The organism is Leadbetterella sp. DM7 (assembly GCF_040829825.2).
In the GTDB taxonomy this organism is placed as follows: domain Bacteria; phylum Bacteroidota; class Bacteroidia; order Cytophagales; family Spirosomataceae; genus Leadbetterella.
Genome location: NZ_JBFOLH020000018.1, coordinates 44,866 through 64,730, shown reverse-complemented (window position 1 = coordinate 64,730; position 19,865 = coordinate 44,866). Strand labels below are relative to the sequence as shown.

The following is a 19,865-nucleotide window of genomic DNA, read 5'->3' as shown; positions in this document are numbered from 1 at the left end:
CTCCATGATCAAATAGGATAGAATGAGTCAAAAGGATTTTTCAGACCTTTCGGAAGGAATTTTTAAATACACTACGGAGGGGATTTTTGTTGTAGATGAACAAGGAGAGATCATAAGGGCCAACCCCAGTGCCGAAAAGATTTTCGGTTACCCGGAACACACGTTAACCGGAAAGCGAATTGAGGATCTCATTCCCAGCCGGTACCGGGGTGCCCATTCCGGACACAGAAAACGCTTTCATGGGGAGGCCCGCGCCCGGTCTATGGGATTGGGGATGGATCTTTACGGGCTCCGTAAAGACGGATCGGAGTTTCCGGTGGAGATCAGTCTCAGCCCTTATTCCAATAGTAACGGTAATTTTGTTATTGCTTTTGTAATCGATATCAGTGTAAGGAAGGAAGCCGAAATGCGACTAATTGCTTATAAAGACGAACTGGAAAAAGAAGTGGAAGAAAGAACACTTGATTTGCGGAACACGATTCAAAGCCTCGAAACCATCAAAAATGACCTGGACGAGGCGTTGAAGCGGGAACAGGAACTGGGTTCTATGAAGAGCCGGTTCGTGTCTATCGCTTCGCATGAGTTTCGTACGCCGTTAGCCACTATCCTGTCGTCGCTGTCCCTGGTAGAGAAATACGGGAACCTGAATGAAATTGAGAAACGCGACCGGCACATCCACCGGATCAAAACGGCGGTTCGTAACCTGACGGAGATCCTGAACGACTTCCTCTCGCTGAACCGGCTGGAGGAGGGAAAGGTGATCCTGGCGGCCGAGACTTTCCGGGTAGATATTTTGCTGGAGGAGGTATACAACCAGATGATCCCGCTGATGAAAAAGAACCAGGTTATCCTGCGTACGCACTCCGGGCCCATTACCTTTAAGTCAGATCCGAAATTATTAACCAATATTCTTATCAACCTGCTTTCTAATGCTATCAAATTTTCGGGGAACGGCAAAATCATCCGCCTGATGTCGGCCATAGAAAATGATCAGCTTATTGTGAAGGTGAAAGATGAGGGCATAGGCATACCTGCGGCAGAGCACAAGCGGGTTTTTGAACGGTTTTACCGGATGAGCAACGCAGGAGAGATACAGGGTACCGGCCTGGGGCTGAGTATTGTCAGCCATTACGTATCTTTGCTGCAGGGTACCGTAGCCTTTGAAAGTACGGAAAACGTGGGAACCGAGTTTACGGTTGTCATTCCCCAAAGTTAATTTTATACAATGATGAGAATATTACTGATTGAAGATAATGAGGAGATCCGGGAAAATATCTGCGAGATACTGGAGCTCGACGGTTTTGAGGTATTAACGGCTCCTAACGGAAAAGACGGGCTCGACATAGCCCGGGTAGAGGTGCCCGACCTGATTGTCTGTGACATCATGATGCCCGTGATGGACGGTTATACCGTTTTGTATTTCCTTTCCAAAGAGCCTAAGACGGCCGATATACCGTTTATCTTTCTTACGGCCAAAGCCGAGCGTATGGATTTCCGTAAGGGCATGGAGATGGGTGCAGACGATTACATTACCAAACCTTTTGAAGACGTGGAGCTGATCAATGCCATCCGCAGCCGCCTGAAGAAGAAAGAGCTGGTGAGGAAGGAATATTCGAAAGACATGAACGGGCTGGACCAGCTGGTATCGGATGCGGAGGGGGAGAAAGCCCTGAAAAGCCTGATTGAAAACCGCGAAATACGCGATTACAAGAAAAAGACCGAAATATACCGGGAAGGCGATTACCCCCTGTACCTGTATTACCTGCAGTCAGGGAAAGCCAAGTCGTATAAGACCAATGAAAACGGGAAGGAGCTGATTATTAACCTGTATAACGAGGGCGATTTTATCGGGTATACCGACCTGATCCGGGAGAGCAACTTCAGCGAAACCCTGTCGGCCCTGGAAGATTGCAAGGTGGTGCTGATTCCGAGGAAGATTTTTTCCGACCTGATCCTGAGAAACCCTTCTGTTTCCCTGAAGTTTATCCAGCTGATCTCCAAAAATATTCAGACCATAGAGAGCGAGCTGATCAAGCTGGCCTATAATTCGGTACGGAAACGGGTATCAGAGGCCCTGCTCCTGTTCTTTAAAGATCCGGATGAGGCATTGAAAGTAAGCCGGGAAGACCTGGCCTCCAAAGCGGGCACCTCGCTGGAAACGGCGATAAGAACCCTGTCGGATTTCAAAGACGAAAAGCTGATCGATATTTCGTCGGGCAAGATATCGCTTCTGGAGCCGGAGAAGCTAAGAAACATGCGAAACTGATCAGGGGGTCCGGCAAATGGTGATTTCGTGGCTGTTGGCGTAGTGGCTGACAGGCAGGTTAACCCCTTTGTACAGGAGAAATACCGCCAGGATCAGGTAGGAAACCGTATAAATAAGCTTAGGCTTCACCCGCAGAAACGAGGGCAGGATTTTCCCTATCACGCCGAAGCTCATCATCATGGGCAGGGTACCCAGCCCGAAAAGGATCATAAAAAGCATGCTGTCGGTGATTCCGGCAGTAAGAAATGCGCCGCTGAGCGCCGCGTAAACAAGCCCGCAGGGAATAAGCCCGTTAACCAGACCGAAACCGTACTGAACGGCCAGCCCGTGCCGTTTGCTCAGCTTTGCCAGGGAACGTTTCGTAAAAGAGGCCATCCGAATAACGGGTGACATAACGCTGATGCGGTTTTTCCATTTTACGGGAAGCAGGAGGTAAACCAGCAGGACGGCTCCGAGCAGGATAAACAGGATTTTTTGCGGAATCAGGAACCCGGCCTGCTCTCCTGCAATACCCGTGAGCAAGCCAAGCAGGGCATAGGTGGTGATTCTGCCGGTATTATAGGTCAGCCTTCCTATAAGATAGCGGCTCCTGTCTGCCGGGAGTAAAAGGGAAAGGGGACCGCACATGCTGAAGCAATGCAGGCTCCCTAAAAATCCCAGTAGAAAGGCTGAATAGATCACGCTTAAAGAATAATTTTTTCTTCTTTCAGGTAGTTCTTGCCCTCTTTCGACCACTCCATTTTGACCACCCATTTGCCCTTTACCAGCTGGCTAACGGCAATTTTCTGGCTGTTGGAGGGATCGATACGTACGGGCACCCGGAAGTCGAGGTTGGCGTCAGAAGGCCGGTAGAAATGAATTTCGCCGGATGCTCCCTGCATTTCTTCAGGGAATTGAATGGTTAGAAATTCGCCCGCATTGATAATTTTTACCGGCTGGCTGAGCTGACCGGTATTGGCGTATTTATCAATTTCTTCCTGGTAGGCCATCTCTTTTTTGTAGTAATCGTTACTCACCAGGAAAATATCTTTCTGTTTTACACAGAAGGTAACCAGGGAAATGATAAACACTACAAAAAGAGTGTATACGATTGCTATTTTATGTCCGAAATTCATAATAGTTCCAAGTGTTTAGTTCCGAGTAATCCGTTCCGAATGATATCCGGTTCGCTTTAAACTCATAGCTGTTTTAATCTGTATATCCTAAAAATGTAGTTTCAACGGTTTCCACCACCTCGTTTCCGTTACGGATCTTTATTTCCAGTTCGGTTTTACGTTTTTTGATCGCCGATTTATTCATTTCAATAAAGAAAACCACCTCGGCTTTCTGGCCGGAGTGTACCGTTACCGACTGCTTGTTTCCTACCAGGGTAATTTTACCGGCTGATCCTTCCACCTCAAAAGACAGGGTCATGTCTTCTTTTGATTTGTTCAGGATCTGCGCATTGTAGAGGTTACTCAACCGGTTGTCGGGCATTTCCTGGTAGAGCTGCCCGGGAACACGCAGGATGGTGGCTTCTACCTGGCTTCTGCCTGCCAGGATGAATATTTCTACGGCTATCAGCAGCAGAAGCACCACAGAATACCCGATGGCACGGGCAGATATTTTGAACGGAGTATTGGTTTCAATACTTTCCACTGACCCGAATTTGATCAATCCTTTGGGCTTATGGATCTTCTCCATTACGTCATCACAGGCATCAATACAGGCTGTACAGTTAACACATTCCAGCTGTATACCGTTCCGGATGTCAATGTTGGTGGGACAAACCTGAACACAAAGCGTGCAGTCGATGCAGTCGCCCTTACCGGTGTCAATTTCTCCTTTTTTCATGCGTCCGCGCGGCTCTCCCCGTACCCAGTCGTAAATGACATTCATGGTATTTCTTCCCACCAGCACCCCCTGCAGCCGGCCGTAAGGACAGATGGCGATACAAACCTGCTCGCGCAGGCGGGTAAATACAAAGAAGAATATGACGGTGAAGGCCACCAGGCCTATGAAGCCGGAGAGGTTCTCTGACGGTGAATGGGTAACCAGCTTTCTTACTTCTTCCACGCCGATCAGGTAGGCCATGGCCGTATGGGCAATAACCACCGAGATGAGCATGAAGATGAAGTATTTGACCGAGCGCTTCATGATTTTCTCTCTGTTCCAGGGAGCCTGGGCCAGCTTTTGCTGTTGTTTTCTGTCGCCCTCGATCCAGTATTCTATTTTCCGGAAGACCATTTCCATAAAAATGGTCTGCGGGCAGGCCCATCCGCACCATACCCGTCCGTAAACTACGGTAAAGAGCGTAATAAACACAAAAAAGGTTACCAGACCGATGCTGAAAACCAGGGAATCCTGGGGCAGGAACAGCTGCCCGAAAATGTAGAACCTTCTTTCGAAGATATTGATTTGCAGAAGAGGGTCACCTCCTATTTTAATAAAGGGGACAGAGAAGAATATCAAGAGAAAAACTACTGTAGCTATTACTCTCTTGTTGTGATAGTTCCCGCTCGGTTTTTTAGGAAATGCCCAGATCCTTTTACCGTCTTTATCGACGGTGCCTATAGCGTCTCTATAGGCCTCGTCGATAAATTCTAAATTGCTAGCCATTGTTTATTGGTTTTTCTACTGCACGGCTGCAGAGTCAGCTGCTGCAACCGTTTCTGCAACATGTTTCTCTCCTTCGGGAGCTTTGCCGTTAGCCGGCTTGGAACCCTGAAGTGAAAGAATGTAATTGGCCACGTCCTGCATGTCTTTGGGTTTGATGGTTGACTGCCACGAGATCATCCCCTTTTCAGGTACACCGTACTTGATGGTTTTGAAGACATCGTTAATGGAGCCTCCGTGAAGCCAGTATTCATCTGTGAGGTTAGGACCTACGGTACCTTCACCTGAAGCACCATGACAGGCGGCGCAGTTGCTTTCAAAGATGGTCTTACCGTTTGCTAACGCACCGGCATCGCCGGGGGTAAGCTGAACCGATTTTTCATCAATGCTGTTCCCCTGCTGCTGCTGGAATGCTTCTACTTCTTTCCGGGCTTTTTCCATAGCCAACTCATACTCTTCCGCAGGCAGCGGAGCTTTATCCCATACGTGATATACCAGCATATACACAATGGCAAACACGATGGTCAGGTAGAACATATTCACCCACCAGGGGGGTAAATGATTATCGAGCTCTTTGATCCCGTCATAGTCGTGGTGAAGCATAATCGACTTTTCGTCTGTCACACTTACCGTGGTGCCGTTAATTTTCTTCCACCATTTTCCGAAGTCAAACTCTTCGTATTCCTGTCCCGTTTTCTGGGCAATCAGCCGGCGGGTGGCGTTATTGGTTTGCAGGATCACAAAAATCAGCACCAGCGAGATTCCGATCATCAGAATCACCAGGATCACCAAGAGAAGATCTTCAATAGAGGTTATTTTGTTGTCCATAGTTCTTTAATGTTTTAATCTTCCAAAGGCAAATTTTCCAGGTGCTCTCTTTTCTTTTTATCAAGGGAAAAAACGTAGAATCCCAGGCCTACAAAGAAAAAGAAGAAGACGAGCAGGGAGAAAACAGGGTAAATGCTGATTCCTTCTATTTGTTCGAAATAATGTTTAAACATGAGCTTACTTTTGTTTAATGTCAGTACCCAATCTTTGTAAGTAGGCAATAAGCGCTATGATCTCTTTGTCTTTAGACGTTTTGATCTTGTCTTTTCCCAGGCTTTTTGCGATCTGTGCCGCCTGTTTTTCTGCATCGGCTACGGCTTCGTTTTCGAAACCTTCTTCATACGGTACTCCCAGCTGGCGCATCACCTTGATTTTCTTCGGAAGGTCGCTGTAATCTGTGTTATCATCGATCAGCCACGGGTATGAAGGCATAATGGAGCCCGGCGACATGGAGGTAGGGTCGAGCATGTGATTGAAGTGCCAGCTGTCGGGGTATTTGCCACCCACCCGGTGCAGATCGGGACCGGTTCGTTTGGAACCCCAGAGGAAAGGCCGGTCGTAGACAAATTCCCCGGCTTTGGAGTATTCGCCATAACGTTCGGTCTCGTCGCGGAACGGACGGATCATCTGGGAGTGACAGCCTACGCAGCCCTCGCGGATATAGATGTCTCTGCCGGTGAGCTCCAGCGGTGTATACGGCTTCACGGAAGCAATGGTCGGAACATTGGATTTGATCAGGGCGGTAGGCACAAATTCTACGATACCCCCGATGGCTACTGCTACGATGGCCAGCCCGGTAAAGATAAACGGCTTACGTTCGAGCAGGGTATGCCAGCCGCCACCGATGATATTTACATTTCTCTGCAGGGCAGGGGCCTGCGAGTATTCGGTGCTTACGAAAGTGCCCTGAGCAGCGGTTTTAACCAGGTTATAAATCATGATGAATACACCGGTCAGGTACATGGTACCCCCCACGGCCCGCATCATGTAAAGCGGTACAATTTTGGTAACGGTTTCCAGGAAGTTAGGATAGGCCAGGAAGCCGTCTGCCGTAAATTCTTTCCACATCAGGCTTTGGGTAAGGCTGGCCCAGTAGAGGGGAAGCGCATAGAAAATGATACCCAGCGTACCAATCCAGAAGTGGAAGCTCACCAGTGATTTGGAGTAGATCTCGGTTTTCCACATTCTCGGAACCAGGTAGTAGAGTATACCAAAGATCATGAACCCGTTCCAGCCCAGGGCCCCGATGTGCACGTGTGCAATGATCCAGTCGGTATAGTGTGCTATGGCACTGACATTTTTAAGCGAGAGCATCGGTCCTTCAAAAGTGGCCATACCGTAAGCGGTTACGGCTACCACGAAGAATTTAAGCACATTGTCTTCCCTTACTTTGTCCCAGGCGCCTCTCAGGGTAAGAAGGCCGTTCAGCATACCTCCCCACGATGGCGCGATCAGCATCACTGAAAACACGGTTCCGAGGCTCTGTGCCCAGTCAGGCAGCGAGGTATACAGCAGGTGGTGAGGCCCGGCCCAGATATAAATAAATATCAGCGACCAGAAGTGAATAATAGATAGCTTATAGGAAAACACGGGCCGGTTAGCTGCTTTGGGCAGGTAGTAGTACATGAGGCCCAGGTAAGGGGTGGTCAGGAAGAAAGCCACTGCATTGTGCCCGTACCACCATTGCACGAGGGCATCCTGCACCCCGGCATACATGGAATAACTTTTGGTCAGTGTGACCGGCAGCGCCAGTGAGTTGACAATATGCAGTAAAGCCACCGTAACAATGGTACCGATGTAGAACCAGATAGCCACATACATGTGCCTTTCTCTTCTCCTGGCCACCGTAGCGAAGAAGTTAATGGCAAAGATTACCCAGATCACGGCAATGGCAATGTCGATAGGCCATTCCAGCTCGGCATATTCTTTACTGGTACTCAGGCCCAGGGGCAGGGTAATGGCTGCCGCCAGGATGATCAGTTGCCAGCCCCAGAAGTGAATCCAGGAGAGGGTCTTGCTGAAGATAGCCGTCTTGAGCAGCCTGGGACTGGAATGATAAATCCCGGCAAACATGGCATTGCCCACAAATGCAAAAATCACTGCATTGGTATGCAGCGGTCTGAGCCTGCCGAATGTGGTATGCGGGTTTTCAAAATTGGCTTCGGGTAAGAAAAGCTGGATTGCCAGGGTGAGTCCGACGAGCATTCCGATCACTCCGTAAACTACGGAAGCGATAAGAAACGCCTTGACGATCTTATTGTCATATTCGAACTGCTCCAAGACACCAACTGAAGATTGTTGAGTACTGTTCTGCATAATCTGTCAGAGGGTTATAATTTTGAGACGTAAAATTAGAAAGTGGTACTGCCCGTAAAATATGACACAAGATAATCAAAAACATGAGATTGGTCATAATTCGGTAATTTATTTTTTTCAAACAGGGTATAAGGGGTTAATATAAAGTATTTTGTACGCTTCCGGAAGAGATGTTTTGCAAAATTCAGGAGGAGAAAATGAGGGGGCAGTTTTATTTTTTAAGTAACTTGCATCGCGAAAATAATTAAATCTGATTTATGGAATTACTACAGGAGGTAGCTAACATTTCGGGGAAACCCGGTCTTTACCGGATTGTAAAACCGGGGCGCGTTGGGGTCATCGTAGAGTCGCTGGATGCCGCCAGGAAGCGTGAAATGGTTAATGCCAATGCAAAGGTGTCGGTGCTGAAGGAGATTTCGGTGTATACGGAAAATGCCAATGAGTCACAGCCGCTCAGCGAGATTTTCCAGGCTATCCGGAAAGCGCATGGCGAAAAGGTAGATTTTGATAGTAAGAATGCAACCAACAAGCAGTTTTTTGATTTTTTTGAGGCTATTCTGCCCGATTACGACCGGGAACGCGTATATGCCACAGACGTAAAAAAGATCATCAACTGGTACAATATTATAAGTGAATATCTTCCGGAAGCTTTTGAAGAAAAGGCCGTGGAGGAGAAAGACGCAGAATAACGGAGCACGGATGACGCGGGTTGATTTTCTGTGTCATCCGGCTTAAACAACAAGGAAGATGGTAGTGATCATTGGTGGCGGTCCGATCGGGATGGCATGCGGAATTGCCTGCAAAAATGCAGGACTGGAGTACCTGATCCTGGAAAAAGGGTGCCTGGTGAATTCATTGTACCACTATCCCACAACAATGACATTTTTCAGTACCTCAGAACGGCTGGAGCTGAACAATATCCCGTTTGTGTCGAATTCTGTGAAGCCCACGCGCTCGGAGGCGCTGGAATATTACCGGCGGGTGGCGCAGAACCAGGAGCTCCGGATTCACCTGTTTGAAGAGGTGCTGGAGGTAGGAAAGGCCGGCGGAGGTTTCCGGGTAAAGACCACCAAAGACAGCTATGCAGCCGATCAGCTGATCCTGGCTACCGGGTTCTATGATATCCCCAACCTGCTGGGAATACCCGGAGAAAACCTGCCCAAGGTAAAACATTATTATAAGGACCCGCATTATTATGCCTTCCAGAAAGTGCTGGTGGTGGGGGCCAATAACTCGGCTGTGGATGTGGCCCTGGAAACTTTCCGGAAAGGGGCTGAGGTGACCATGGTGGTACGGGAGCCGGAAATTGGCAGAACCGTCAAGTACTGGGTTCGTCCCGACCTGGAAAACCGGATAGCCGAAGGCTCGATCCGGGCGTATTTTAATTCCCGGTTGAAAGAGATCGGGGAAAATGAGGTAGTCATTTCTACCCCTGAAGGTGAGAAAGTGCTGGAAAACCAATGGGTACTGGCCATGACCGGCTATCAGCCTAACCTGGATTTCCTGCAAAAGCTGGGTATCCGGCTGTCGGAAGACGAAGTGCGCAAGCCGTTTTACAATGAAGACACCATGGAGACCAATGTACCCGGTCTCTACCTAGCAGGGGTAATCTGTGGTGGAATGGATACCCGGAAGCTGTTTATAGAAAACTCCCGGGAACATGCCGTGAAAATTGTAGAGCATATAAGACAAACAGGTTAATCTCTGTGTACTTTGTGCAAATTCCTTTGCGCGCTTTGTGTAATATATTTTTTCACAGAGAACACGAAGTGTTTTCACAAAGAACACAAGGCAGAGTCAGAAAAGTATGTTTCGCTAAGAATCGTACAGATTTACGCCAGCAGTAGATTACACCCCCGAATGTCGGAATTGTCGAAACGCCCCACTACCCTGAACCCGGAATAATCTTCCGTATAGATCCCTAAGTCTTTGGTCTCAATAAAGCTGCACGAGTCGATGTTGGCCAGGTCGATCACGTTGATCCCGCCGGTTCGCTGTTTTACTTCTTCAGGCTTTGTGCCGATCGCGAAATGCGGCAGGTAAGTGAAAGGGTCATTGATCTCCCGCAGGAAAATTTTCATGGAAGGCGGCAGGTGAAAGATACCTTCTCCTTTTGAATAGCCCTGGGAGAGCAGCTCGGTCATGCCGTATTCAGAGTGAATGGTTTCCACACCGAAGCCCGCAGTGAGGATGGCGTGCAGCTCTTCCCGGATCATTTCTTTCCGGCGGCCTTTCATTCCGCCGGTTTCCATCACGATCAGCCGGTCAGAGAGCGCACGGATCTTTTGTGCGAGGGGTTCATTTTCCAGGAGGTCGAGCAGTCCGAAAGTGACGCCGATCAGGAGTATTTTCCGCTGATCTGCGGCGGCTTCGGTCATTTTTTTGACCATTTCTTCGGTATTGTCCAGGAAAAAGCCGCTGAACGGGCTGTAGCTATAGTAAATAAAGTTCTGAACCATATACACGAGCGAAGAGTTATTTCGTTCGAGATAAGACGGAAGCAGGGCAAAAATGTGGTAATCGGAGAGTGGTGAGTACATCTGCTCGAAGGTCTTCCGGCTTAATATCTCGTAAAGGGTGAGGTCGGCAACGGAATGGCGGCTGGTCTGGGACGAAGTAGTGCCGCTGCTTTCGAAGATCATCTGCGGTTCTGTAAACCCCGTTACTACGGAGTGGCTTTTGAAAAATTCGATCGGGAGGAAGGGGATTTTCTCTATCCGCCTGACATGGGCGGGCGATTTGCCGAGGCTGTCGGCGTATTGCCGGTAAACCGGGTTTTGAGCATACTGATACTGAAATACTTCCATAGCCAGCTCTTCAAAGGGGCGGGCATCGGGCGGTAAGGAGATCAGGGCAGACTTTAATTGGTTGCGTATGCTCATGTTAAAGGTTTTTTATTATTTTTACAAAAGTAAGTTTAAACAATGCGTTTTCTTAAAATAATTGCGGTCTTCTTGTTTTCGGGTACCTTTCTGGGAGGGTGTTTCAACGTGCCCGAATTTCCCAATACGCCGGAGATTGAATTTGCCGATATTGTGAGTATTCTGCGGGTGGATGAGCTTACCGGGGGATACAAGGACTCGGTGGTGATATCGGTGAAATTCAAAGACGGAGACGGTGATCTGGGGTATACGCAACGGGAAATTGACTCCCTGGCCGAACGGGGCGGCGGACATAACTTCCTGGTTAAGCAATTCAGAAGGGTGAAGGGGAATTACGTTCCCTACGAGCCTTTAGAATCGCAATCGGGCTATTTTCACCGGCTTTCCGGCGATAAGCCGGGACCTATTGAGGGAACCATTCACTACAGCGGCATACAGGTGTATCATTCGTTTTATCCGTATGCCAAAGACACGGTAAAGTTTGAGATATACATTCGTGACAGGGCCGGAAATACGAGCAACACGATCATGACCGATTCCGTGATTCTTCGACCGATCTGATTTTTAACCCATCCTATATAATTGACTATGAAATATTTTTTTACCCTGCTCGGCCTTGTGCTGATCACTTCCTGTAAAGTGGCTCCCAAAGCGGCTGATACTTCTTCCAATAAGGTGAAAGCGAAAGCACTGGCCGATAAATTTATCATTGCTGACGGCCATGTTGACCTGCCCTACCGTTTACAGGTGAAGAATTTCAGACTGGAAAAGGCCTATACCGGCATACCGGTAGAGAGCAGGGAGGGAGACTTTGACTTTGTCAGGGCGCGGCAAGGCGGACTGGACGCGCCGTTTATGTCTATCTATATCCCGGCCGACCGGGATGCAACCGAGGCCAAATTACTGGCAGATACGCTGATCCGTATGGTGGAATATATTGCTAAAGAGAAGGGCAATTATTTTGAAGTGGCCCGTACCCCGGCCGATGTTCAGCGCATAGCCGCCGCCGGGAAGATAGCCCTTCCTATGGGCATGGAGAACGGGTCGCCCATTACTTCGGTAGAGGATGTGGCCCTGTACCGGGGCAAGGGGATCAGCTATGTCACACTGGCCCACTCCAAAGATAACGATATCTGCGATTCAAGCTACGATACTACCCATACCTGGAAAGGCCTGAGCCCGTTTGGAGTGGAGGTGGTCAAAGCCATGAACCGGGCGGGCATAATGATCGATGTTTCGCATATATCGGATGATTCGTTCTATGCGGTGATCGCCAATACAAAAGTGCCGGTGATTGCGTCTCACTCTTCTGCCCGTTATTTTACCCCGGGCTGGGAAAGAAATATGTCAGACGATATGCTGGTAAAGCTGAAAGAGAACGGAGGTGTGATAATGGTGAACTTCGGCTCTACTTTTCTTGATGCTGAAGTGGTGAAATACAAAGAAGCGGCTTCGGCCCGGATCAGGAAAGAGCTGGAAGGCAAAGGATTGAAGGGAAAAGAGCTTCGTGATGCCGTGGCCGCAGAGCTGGCCAAAGACAGCCGGAACTATTCAGACGTAAAACGGGTGGCAGACCACATTGATCATATTGTAAAGCTGGCCGGGATAGATCACGTAGGAATAGGCTCTGATTTTGACGGTGTGGGCGATAGCCTTCCTACCGGTCTGAAAGATGTTTCCGATTATCCGAACCTGCTGGAGGAGTTGTTGAACAGGGGATATTCAGAAGGCGATATTGAGAAAATCTGTTCAGGGAATGTTTTCCGGGTGTGGAATAAGGTACTGGCGTATGCCGGTGGAAAGTAAAGCTTTCCGGACGGCTTTACGAAAAAACGACTTTGCAAAATACACGGCCCATGAATCCGTCTCCCCAACCGCCTCTATACCAGATCGGCGGCCATGTACAATCTATTTATCCCAGCTTTTTCAGGAAGCTGGAGATTCCGTATGAACGGGAACGGCTTGAGCTGGAAGACGGCGATTTCCTGGACCTGGACTGGTACAGGAAAGGACACAGGAAGCTGATGGTGGTAACGCACGGCCTGGAGGGCAACTCCCACCGGCCGTATGTAACAGCGCTGCTACAGCTATTTGGTGAAAACGGGTTTGACGGTTTGGGCTGGAACTGCCGCAGCTGCAGCGGAGAGATGAACCGTTTGCCCCGTTTTTATCACCACGGCGACTCCGAAGACCTGCGAAAAGTAGTGGAGCATGCCCTTTTAAAGGGCGGATACGATGAGGTTTTCCTTTCGGGCTCATCTATGGGCGGAAGCCTGACCCTGCGACTGCTGGCTGAGTTTCCGGAACGGTTGCCGAAAGAGGTTTCGGGCGCATTTGTAGGATCGGTGCCCCTGGATGTGTACGATGCATCGAAAGAGCTGGATAAGCCCTACAAACGTTTTTACATGAAACGCTTTTTGCGCAAGCTGGGTGAAAAGCTGAAAATAAAAGAGGGGATGTTTCCCGGTAATCCACTGCTGAACTGTGAGGGGTATCACCGTATTAAAAACTTCGTGGATTTTGACAACCGTTTTACCGCGCCGCTGCACGGCTATGCCGATGCCTTTGACTTTTACGCAAAGGCTTCTACCAAGCCTATGCTGTATCGTATCGGCGTACCGGTGATGATTGTTCAGGCATTGAACGACCCTTTCCTGGGGAAAGCGTGTTATGACACCGGCCGGAATCGTAACCCGAATGTGAAGCTGGTGGTTACACCCCGCGGCGGTCACGTAGGATTTATGGAGCCCGGAGAGCTGTATACCTGGACGGAGCGGAGGGCACTGGAGTTTTACCGTTCGCTTTAATCGCCGGTACTACCCGGATAGTCAATAGGAAAGGAAGCTGCTATCCGGTCAGCATTTTCAATATATAACGAAATTTTCTGCAAAAACATAAAAACCGCTTCAGGCAATGAAGCGGTTTTTATGTTTCCGGCAAGCTGAACCTGGAGATTAGTACCGGTACATTTCCGACTTAAACGGACCGTCTACCGTTACGCCGATATATTCGGCCTGGGCAGGAGTCAGCTTGTCCAGCTTAGCGCCTACGTGACCCAGGTGGAAAGCAGCTACTTTCTCATCCAGATGCTTGGGGAGAACGTATACGTCTTTTTCGTATTTGTCCGTATTATTCCAAAGCTCGATCTGGGCTAGGGTCTGGTTAGAGAAAGAGCACGACATTACAAAAGAAGGGTGCCCCATGGCACAGCCCAGGTTCACCAGGCGGCCTTCGGCCAGCACGATGATGTCGTTACCGTTAATGTTGTACATATCCACCTGCGGCTTAATGGTGGTTTTGGTGTGGCCATAAGCTTTGTTCAGCCAGGCCATGTCGATCTCGTTATCAAAGTGACCGATATTACAAACCACCGCCTTATCGCGCATTTTCAGGAAGTGCTCTTCCCGGATGATATTGAAGTTACCGGTAGCGGTTACAAAGATCTGGGCACGGGTTACGGCTTCAGCCATAGGTACTACTTCAAATCCGTCCATAGCGGCCTGAAGTGCACAGATCGGGTCAATTTCGGTTACCAGGACACGGCAGCCTGCACCCCGGAGGGAGTCGGCTGAACCTTTGCCCACGTCGCCGTAACCGGCTACTACGGCCACTTTACCAGCCAGCATCAGGTCAGTAGCGCGACGGATGGCATCTACCAGTGATTCACGGCAGCCGTACTTGTTGTCGAATTTCGATTTGGTCACTGAGTCATTTACGTTAATGGCAGGCAGCAGGAGAGTCCCGTTTTTCTTTCTTTCGTAAAGACGGTGCACCCCGGTGGTGGTTTCTTCGGAAAGTCCTTTGATGCCGGATACCAGCTCCGGATACACGTCAAATACCATATTGGTGAGGTCGCCGCCATCGTCAAGAATCATGTTCAGCGGTTTCTGCTCTTCGCCGAAGAAGAGGGTTTGCTCAATACACCAGTCAAACTCTTCGGCGGTCATTCCTTTCCAGGCATATACCTGGATACCGGCAGCAGCAATAGCGGCGGCGGCGTGGTCCTGCGTAGAGAAGATGTTGCACGATGACCAGGTCACTTCTGCGCCCAGCTCTACCAGGGTTTCGATCAGAACAGCGGTCTGAATGGTCATGTGGAGACAACCGGCTACTCTTGCCCCTTTCAGCGGCTTGGAAGGCCCGTACTCTTTCCGGATCTCCATCAGGCCGGGCATTTCGGCTTCAGCCAGGGTGATCTCTTTACGGCCCCATTCGGCCAGGGATATATCCTTTACTTTGTAAGGGATGTAGGTTTCTACTGTTTTCATATTCTATTGCAATAATATTCCACTGAAAATCAATGCAAAAATAGATAATTTATTTAAAATGATCAAAATTATGCAGTTAATAAATCTATGGTTAAGTTAAATTGTAGATAAAAGTACTTTATGCGGGGTATGGGTTGTCTTGCATGTGCCGGTTTTGTCTTTTCCCGGAAATAAAAAATCCCCGAAAGCTGTTCCGGGGATTTTTCTGTATCGTGCTATACGCTTACACCAAAGCTGCATCTGCTTCGCTCTTGCGCTCCATGCGTTTCCGCTCGTTTTCATCCAGGTAGATTTTCCGCATCCGGAGTGATTTTGGGGTCACTTCCAGGTATTCGTCTTTCTGGATGTATTCCATACATTCTTCCAGGGAGAAGTTGATCTTCGGTGCGATCTTCACGTTGTCATCCGAGCCGGAGGCCCGCATGTTGGTCAGCTTCTTGGAGGTCTGAAGGTTAACTACGATATCGTTCTGGCGGTTATGCTCACCTACTACCATACCCATGTAAACGTCTTCACCCGGATCTACGAAAAACACGCCCCTGTCCTGCAGCTTATCAATGGCGTACGCTACAGCAGGACCATTGGCCATAGAGATCATAGAGCCGTTGATACGTCCCGGGATAGGTCCTTTGTACGGTTCATATGATTTGAACCGGTGGTTCATGATGGCTTCGCCCTGGGTGGCGGTCAGTACATTGGAACGCAGCCCGATCAGTCCTCTTGACGGGATATTGAATTCCAGGTGCTGAAGATCGCCTTTCGGTTCCATGATCAGCAGCTCGGCTTTCCGCTGGGTAGCCAGCTCAATTACTTTACCGGCGGTTTCTTCAGGAACGTCTACCACCAGTGTTTCTATCGGCTCCAGCCTTTCGCCGTTCTCCCCTTCTTTGAAGAGCACCTGGGGCTGACCTACCTGGAGCTCATAGCCCTCGCGGCGCATGGTTTCAATAAGTACCGACAGGTGAAGAATACCCCGGCCGAAAACCAGGAATTTATCTTCGGAGTCGCCCTGAACTACCCGCAGCGCCAGGTTCTTCTCGGTTTCTTTCATCAGGCGGTCGCGTACGTGCCTGGATGTTACAAACTTACCTTCTTTACCGAAGAAAGGTGAGTTGTTAATGGTAAACAGCATGTTCATGGTAGGCTCGTCAATGGCGATCCGTGGCAGCGCTTCCGGGGTTTCGGCATCGGCTACCGTATCTCCGATCTCGAAATCTTCGAGGCCGGTAATGGCACAGATTTCGCCGGAAGAAACCGACTCCACTTTCACTTTTCCGAGCCCTTCAAAAACGTGAAGCTCTTTGATCTTCATTTTTTTAATGCTGCCGTCTGCCTTGCAGAGGGCTACCTGCTGGCCTTCTTTAACGGTACCCCTGGCTACTCTTCCGATGGCAATACGGCCTACAAAAGCGTTATAGTCCAGCGAGGTAATCTGCATCTGGAAGGTTCCCTCTACCACCGGTGATGCGGGAATGTGCTCAATGATGGCATCCAGGAGGGGGGTGATATCTTCTGTTTTCTTTTTCCAGTCGGTGCTCATCCAACCCTGTTTAGACGAACCGTAAAGCGCAGGGAAGTCGAGCTGCTCTTCGGTGGCGTTCAGGTTGAACATGAGGTCAAAAACATTTTCGTGCACCTCATCAGGGCGGCAGTTCTCTTTATCTACCTTGTTCACTACCACAATTGGCTTCAGGCCCAGGTCTAGCGCCTTGCCGAGTACGAAACGGGTCTGAGGCATAGGCCCTTCAAAGGCATCTACCAGCAGGATAACGCCGTCAGCCAGCTTCAGCACACGTTCCACTTCACCGCCGAAGTCGGCGTGGCCCGGAGTATCGATAATATTGATTTTAACGCCTTTGTATCTTACCGAAACGTTTTTGGAAACAATAGTGATTCCTCTTTCACGCTCCAGGTCGTTGTTATCCAGGATCAGGTCCTGGAATTCCTGATTATCACGAAAAATTTTGGAAGCGTGAATGATTTTGTCGACAAGGGTAGTTTTCCCGTGGTCAACGTGAGCGATGATCGCTATGTTTCTGATTTCTTGCATTTTGCTTACCTTTTTTATAAGGATTTTGTTAATTTCTCAGCCTGCCTGTTCTAAAAAGTTTGCAAAGTTACGTCTTTTTTTGAAAAAATTATGATTTGTGTATTTTGTTTTTTTGTAAAGGATTGATAGGCAATAGCTTGTAAAGTTATAAAAAATCAGCGAAAACCCGATCAGGTATACGGGCTTTTTCCTGACATGTGTCATATAACTGTCTAACTGGAAATATTTTAAATAAAGAAGTAAAGGTGTATATTTGCGAAAATTTTTGTGAATCACCTTAAAACGCTTTAAAAGATATGTCAGAAGTAACTGAAGAAAAAACCCATTATTCTGAGTCAGAGCTGAGGGAGTTTGAAGAGATCATAAACAAAAAGCTGGAGGCCACATATAACGAGGTGAACTTCATCAAGGAAACCCTTAGCCGGAAGAACGATAACGGAACGGATAACACGGCGGTGGGTTCCAAAACGTTGGAAGACGGAGCCGATGTACGGGAGAAAGAACAACTGAGCCAGTCGGCTGCCCGGCTGCAAAAGTTTGCAACCCAGCTGGAAGCGGCGCTGATCCGGATCAAGAACGGTACATACGGTATCTGTAAAGATACAGGTAAGCTGATCCCTAAAGAGCGGCTGAGGGCGGTTCCGCATACCCAACAGACCATTGAAGCGAAGCTGGGGTCGAGGTAAGAGCTAAGATTTTTCCAAAAATCCGGCAGGAAAGAGAGTGAAAATCTTTAAAAAATACAAAAAATGACGGCATTAAATCTTGGTTATGCAAAAAGTAACCCGTATTTTTGCAGTCCAAAAAAGTAAATAATTTTCTAAAATACTAATATAATGGCAATTACTGGTAAAATTTCCCAAATTATCGGCCCTGTTGTAGACGTTAGTTTTGAAGGTGTGGCTACTTCATTACCCCCGATCCTGGATGCAATGTACGTTACCAAGTCCAACGGTCAGCGGGTAGTTCTTGAATGTCAGCAGCACCTGGGTGAAGACAGGGTACGTACCATCGCCATGGACAGTACTGACGGTCTTCAGCGCGGACAGGATGTGGTACTTATGGGAACTCCTATCACCATGCCTACCGGTGACGAGATCAAAGGAAGGCTGTTTAACGTGGTAGGTGAAGCCATTGACGGTTTGGGAGAAGTAAATACCAAGGGGATCTCCATTCACCGGTCGGCTCCTAAATTTGAGGACCTGGCTACTTCTACCGAAGTACTTTTTACCGGTATTAAAGTTATTGACTTGCTGGCTCCTTATGTAAAAGGAGGTAAAATTGGTCTTTTCGGTGGTGCCGGTGTAGGTAAAACCGTATTGATCCAGGAGCTGATCAATAACATTGCCAAAGCATATTCAGGCTTGTCGGTGTTTGCCGGTGTGGGTGAGCGTACCCGTGAAGGAAACGACCTGCTGAGAGAGATGATCGAATCCGGTATTGTAAAATACGGTGATGCCTTCAAGCACTCTATGGAAGAAGGCGGATGGGATCTTTCGAAAGTAGACCGCGACACCCTGAAAGACTCACAGGCGACCTTTATTTTCGGACAGATGAACGAGCCTCCCGGAGCCCGTGCACGGGTAGCCCTTTCGGGCCTTACCGTAGCAGAATATTTCCGTGACGGTGACGGCGAAGGAAAAGGCCGTGACATCCTGTTCTTTATTGATAATATCTTCCGCTTTACCCAGGCAGGTTCTGAAGTATCGGCCCTTTTGGGACGGATGCCTTCAGCGGTAGGTTACCAGCCTACGCTGGCTACCGAGATGGGTGTGATGCAGGAGCGTATCGCTTCTACCAAGCGGGGATCCATTACTTCGGTTCAGGCGGTATATGTACCTGCCGATGACCTTACTGACCCGGCGCCTGCCACTACCTTTGCCCACCTGGATGCTACCACGGTACTGAGCAGAAAGATTGCCGAGCTGGGCATTTATCCTGCGGTAGACCCGCTGGATTCTTCTTCACGGATCCTGACCGCTGAAGTATTGGGCGATGCCCATTATGCCTGTGCACAGCGGGTGAAGAACCTGTTGCAGCGTTATAAAGAGCTCCAGGATATCATCGCTATCCTGGGTATGGAAGAGCTTTCAGAAGAAGACAAGCTGGTGGTGGCAAGAGCCAGACGTGTTCAGCGTTTTCTGTCCCAGCCGTTCTTTGTGGCCGAGCAGTTTACCGGTCTGAAGGGTGTGCTGGTAGATATCAACGATACCATCAAAGGCTTTAACGAGATCATGGACGGAAAATATGACAGCCTTCCTGAAGCAGCCTTTAACCTGGTAGGTACCATTGAAGATGCTGTAGCGAAAGGTCAGAAACTAATTGAAGAAGCAACCCGATGAAATTAGAGATCATAACACCGGAACAGAACGTATTTTCAGGTGAGGTAGATGTAGTTACCTTACCCGGGAAAGAAGGGCAGTTCCAGATATTAAAAGATCACGCCCCACTGGTAAGCACCCTGCAGACCGGAGACCTGGTATACGAAGCCGCCGGTAAGAAGGAGACCATCGTTGTAGACGGAGGCGTGGTACAGGTACTGAATAATAAAGTGCTTGTATTGGCAGACGGAATCGTTTAACCGAGATTGTAGTGTTAAATATACACAAGAAGCCGGCGTATTGCCGGCTTTTTTGTTTTTCTTCCGAAATATTTATATT

Annotated in this window: 19 protein-coding genes; 10 read left to right on the top strand and 9 right to left on the bottom strand. The window is 48.7% G+C overall.

What is annotated here, in order from left to right; all coding sequences use genetic code 11:
- Nucleotides 1–22 precede the first annotated feature (22 nt).
- Together AB2U10_RS16860 and AB2U10_RS16855 are read left to right on the top strand one after the other, a co-directional pair.
- A complete protein-coding gene (locus tag AB2U10_RS16860) occupies nt 23–1,216 on the top strand; it encodes a PAS domain-containing sensor histidine kinase (protein ID WP_367916019.1) in 1,194 nt (397 codons plus the stop codon).
- A gap of 9 nt (nt 1,217–1,225) precedes the next feature.
- Nucleotides 1,226–2,266: a response regulator gene (locus AB2U10_RS16855; RefSeq protein ID WP_367916018.1), complete on the top strand. Its 1,041-nt coding sequence runs from the start codon at nt 1,226–1,228 to the stop codon at nt 2,264–2,266.
- On the opposite strand, the gene AB2U10_RS16850 is transcribed toward AB2U10_RS16855, so the two are convergent.
- From AB2U10_RS16850 to ccoN, 6 genes are all read right to left on the bottom strand, one after another.
- A complete protein-coding gene (locus tag AB2U10_RS16850) occupies nt 2,267–2,947 on the bottom strand; it encodes a sulfite exporter TauE/SafE family protein (protein ID WP_367916017.1) in 681 nt (226 codons plus the stop codon). It abuts the gene before it with no gap.
- Between the two features lie 2 nt (nt 2,948–2,949).
- Nucleotides 2,950–3,381 carry a FixH family protein gene (locus AB2U10_RS16845; protein WP_367916016.1) on the bottom strand — a complete coding sequence of 144 codons (432 nt, stop codon included), beginning with the start codon at nt 3,379–3,381 and terminating at the stop codon, nt 2,950–2,952.
- 73 nt (nt 3,382–3,454) lie between these two features.
- Nucleotides 3,455–4,864, bottom strand: coding sequence for a cytochrome c oxidase accessory protein CcoG (ccoG, locus tag AB2U10_RS16840; protein ID WP_367916015.1), 1,410 nt, complete (start codon nt 4,862–4,864; stop codon nt 3,455–3,457).
- Between the two features lie 15 nt (nt 4,865–4,879).
- Nucleotides 4,880–5,689 carry a cbb3-type cytochrome c oxidase N-terminal domain-containing protein gene (locus AB2U10_RS16835; protein WP_367916014.1) on the bottom strand — a complete coding sequence of 270 codons (810 nt, stop codon included), beginning with the start codon at nt 5,687–5,689 and terminating at the stop codon, nt 4,880–4,882.
- Nucleotides 5,690–5,703: 14 nt separating this feature from the next.
- Nucleotides 5,704–5,862 carry a CcoQ/FixQ family Cbb3-type cytochrome c oxidase assembly chaperone gene (locus AB2U10_RS16830; RefSeq protein ID WP_367916013.1) on the bottom strand — a complete coding sequence of 53 codons (159 nt, stop codon included), beginning with the start codon at nt 5,860–5,862 and terminating at the stop codon, nt 5,704–5,706.
- Nucleotides 5,863–5,866: 4 nt separating this feature from the next.
- Nucleotides 5,867–8,005 (bottom strand): cytochrome-c oxidase, cbb3-type subunit I, encoded by a 2,139-nt coding sequence (gene ccoN / locus AB2U10_RS16825; RefSeq protein ID WP_367916012.1) that lies wholly within the window; start codon nt 8,003–8,005, stop codon nt 5,867–5,869.
- A gap of 257 nt (nt 8,006–8,262) precedes the next feature.
- On the opposite strand from ccoN, the gene AB2U10_RS16820 reads away from it, so the two are divergent.
- Nucleotides 8,263–8,694: a DUF5606 family protein gene (locus AB2U10_RS16820; protein WP_367916011.1), complete on the top strand. Its 432-nt coding sequence runs from the start codon at nt 8,263–8,265 to the stop codon at nt 8,692–8,694.
- Between the two features lie 58 nt (nt 8,695–8,752).
- Nucleotides 8,753–9,706 carry a YpdA family putative bacillithiol disulfide reductase gene (locus AB2U10_RS16815; RefSeq protein ID WP_367916010.1) on the top strand — a complete coding sequence of 318 codons (954 nt, stop codon included), beginning with the start codon at nt 8,753–8,755 and terminating at the stop codon, nt 9,704–9,706.
- A 131-nt stretch (nt 9,707–9,837) separates the two neighbouring features.
- Here the strand turns inward: AB2U10_RS16815 and AB2U10_RS16810 are convergent, their stop codons facing one another.
- Nucleotides 9,838–10,887 (bottom strand): acyl transferase, encoded by a 1,050-nt coding sequence (locus AB2U10_RS16810; RefSeq protein ID WP_367916009.1) that lies wholly within the window; start codon nt 10,885–10,887, stop codon nt 9,838–9,840.
- 42 nt (nt 10,888–10,929) lie between these two features.
- Between AB2U10_RS16810 and AB2U10_RS16805 the strand changes: the two genes are divergently transcribed.
- From AB2U10_RS16805 to AB2U10_RS16795, 3 genes are read left to right on the top strand one after another with little or no spacing between them, the layout of a single operon-like run.
- Nucleotides 10,930–11,448, top strand: coding sequence for a hypothetical protein (locus tag AB2U10_RS16805; protein ID WP_367916008.1), 519 nt, complete (start codon nt 10,930–10,932; stop codon nt 11,446–11,448).
- A 27-nt stretch (nt 11,449–11,475) separates the two neighbouring features.
- On the top strand, nt 11,476–12,693 hold the full coding sequence (locus AB2U10_RS16800; RefSeq protein ID WP_367916007.1) for a dipeptidase: 1,218 nt from the start codon (nt 11,476–11,478) through the stop codon (nt 12,691–12,693).
- Nucleotides 12,694–12,743: 50 nt separating this feature from the next.
- Nucleotides 12,744–13,694, top strand: coding sequence for a YheT family hydrolase (locus AB2U10_RS16795; RefSeq protein WP_367916006.1), 951 nt, complete (start codon nt 12,744–12,746; stop codon nt 13,692–13,694).
- Nucleotides 13,695–13,841: 147 nt separating this feature from the next.
- Here AB2U10_RS16795 and ahcY read toward each other — a convergent pair whose 3' ends face one another.
- Together ahcY and typA are read right to left on the bottom strand one after the other, a co-directional pair.
- Nucleotides 13,842–15,155, bottom strand: coding sequence for an adenosylhomocysteinase (gene ahcY / locus AB2U10_RS16790; protein WP_367916005.1), 1,314 nt, complete (start codon nt 15,153–15,155; stop codon nt 13,842–13,844).
- A gap of 223 nt (nt 15,156–15,378) precedes the next feature.
- Entirely contained in the window at nt 15,379–17,205 is a 1,827-nt protein-coding gene (gene typA / locus AB2U10_RS16785; RefSeq protein WP_367916004.1) for a translational GTPase TypA, read from the bottom strand.
- Nucleotides 17,206–17,501: 296 nt separating this feature from the next.
- On the opposite strand from typA, the gene AB2U10_RS16780 reads away from it, so the two are divergent.
- The 3 genes from AB2U10_RS16780 (at nt 17,502) to atpC (ending at nt 19,786) form a co-directional block, all read left to right on the top strand.
- The gene (locus tag AB2U10_RS16780; RefSeq protein WP_367916003.1) at nt 17,502–17,891 is read left to right on the top strand and encodes a TraR/DksA family transcriptional regulator; all 390 of its coding nucleotides are present in this window, start codon (nt 17,502–17,504) and stop codon (nt 17,889–17,891) included.
- A 150-nt stretch (nt 17,892–18,041) separates the two neighbouring features.
- Complete coding sequence (gene atpD / locus AB2U10_RS16775) at nt 18,042–19,547, top strand: F0F1 ATP synthase subunit beta (RefSeq protein ID WP_367916002.1); 1,506 nt, start codon at nt 18,042–18,044, stop codon at nt 19,545–19,547.
- Nucleotides 19,544–19,786: an ATP synthase F1 subunit epsilon gene (atpC, locus tag AB2U10_RS16770; protein ID WP_367916001.1), complete on the top strand. Its 243-nt coding sequence runs from the start codon at nt 19,544–19,546 to the stop codon at nt 19,784–19,786. The genes atpD and atpC overlap by 4 nt, the downstream gene beginning before the upstream one ends.
- The last annotated feature ends 79 nt before the right edge of the window (nt 19,787–19,865 follow it).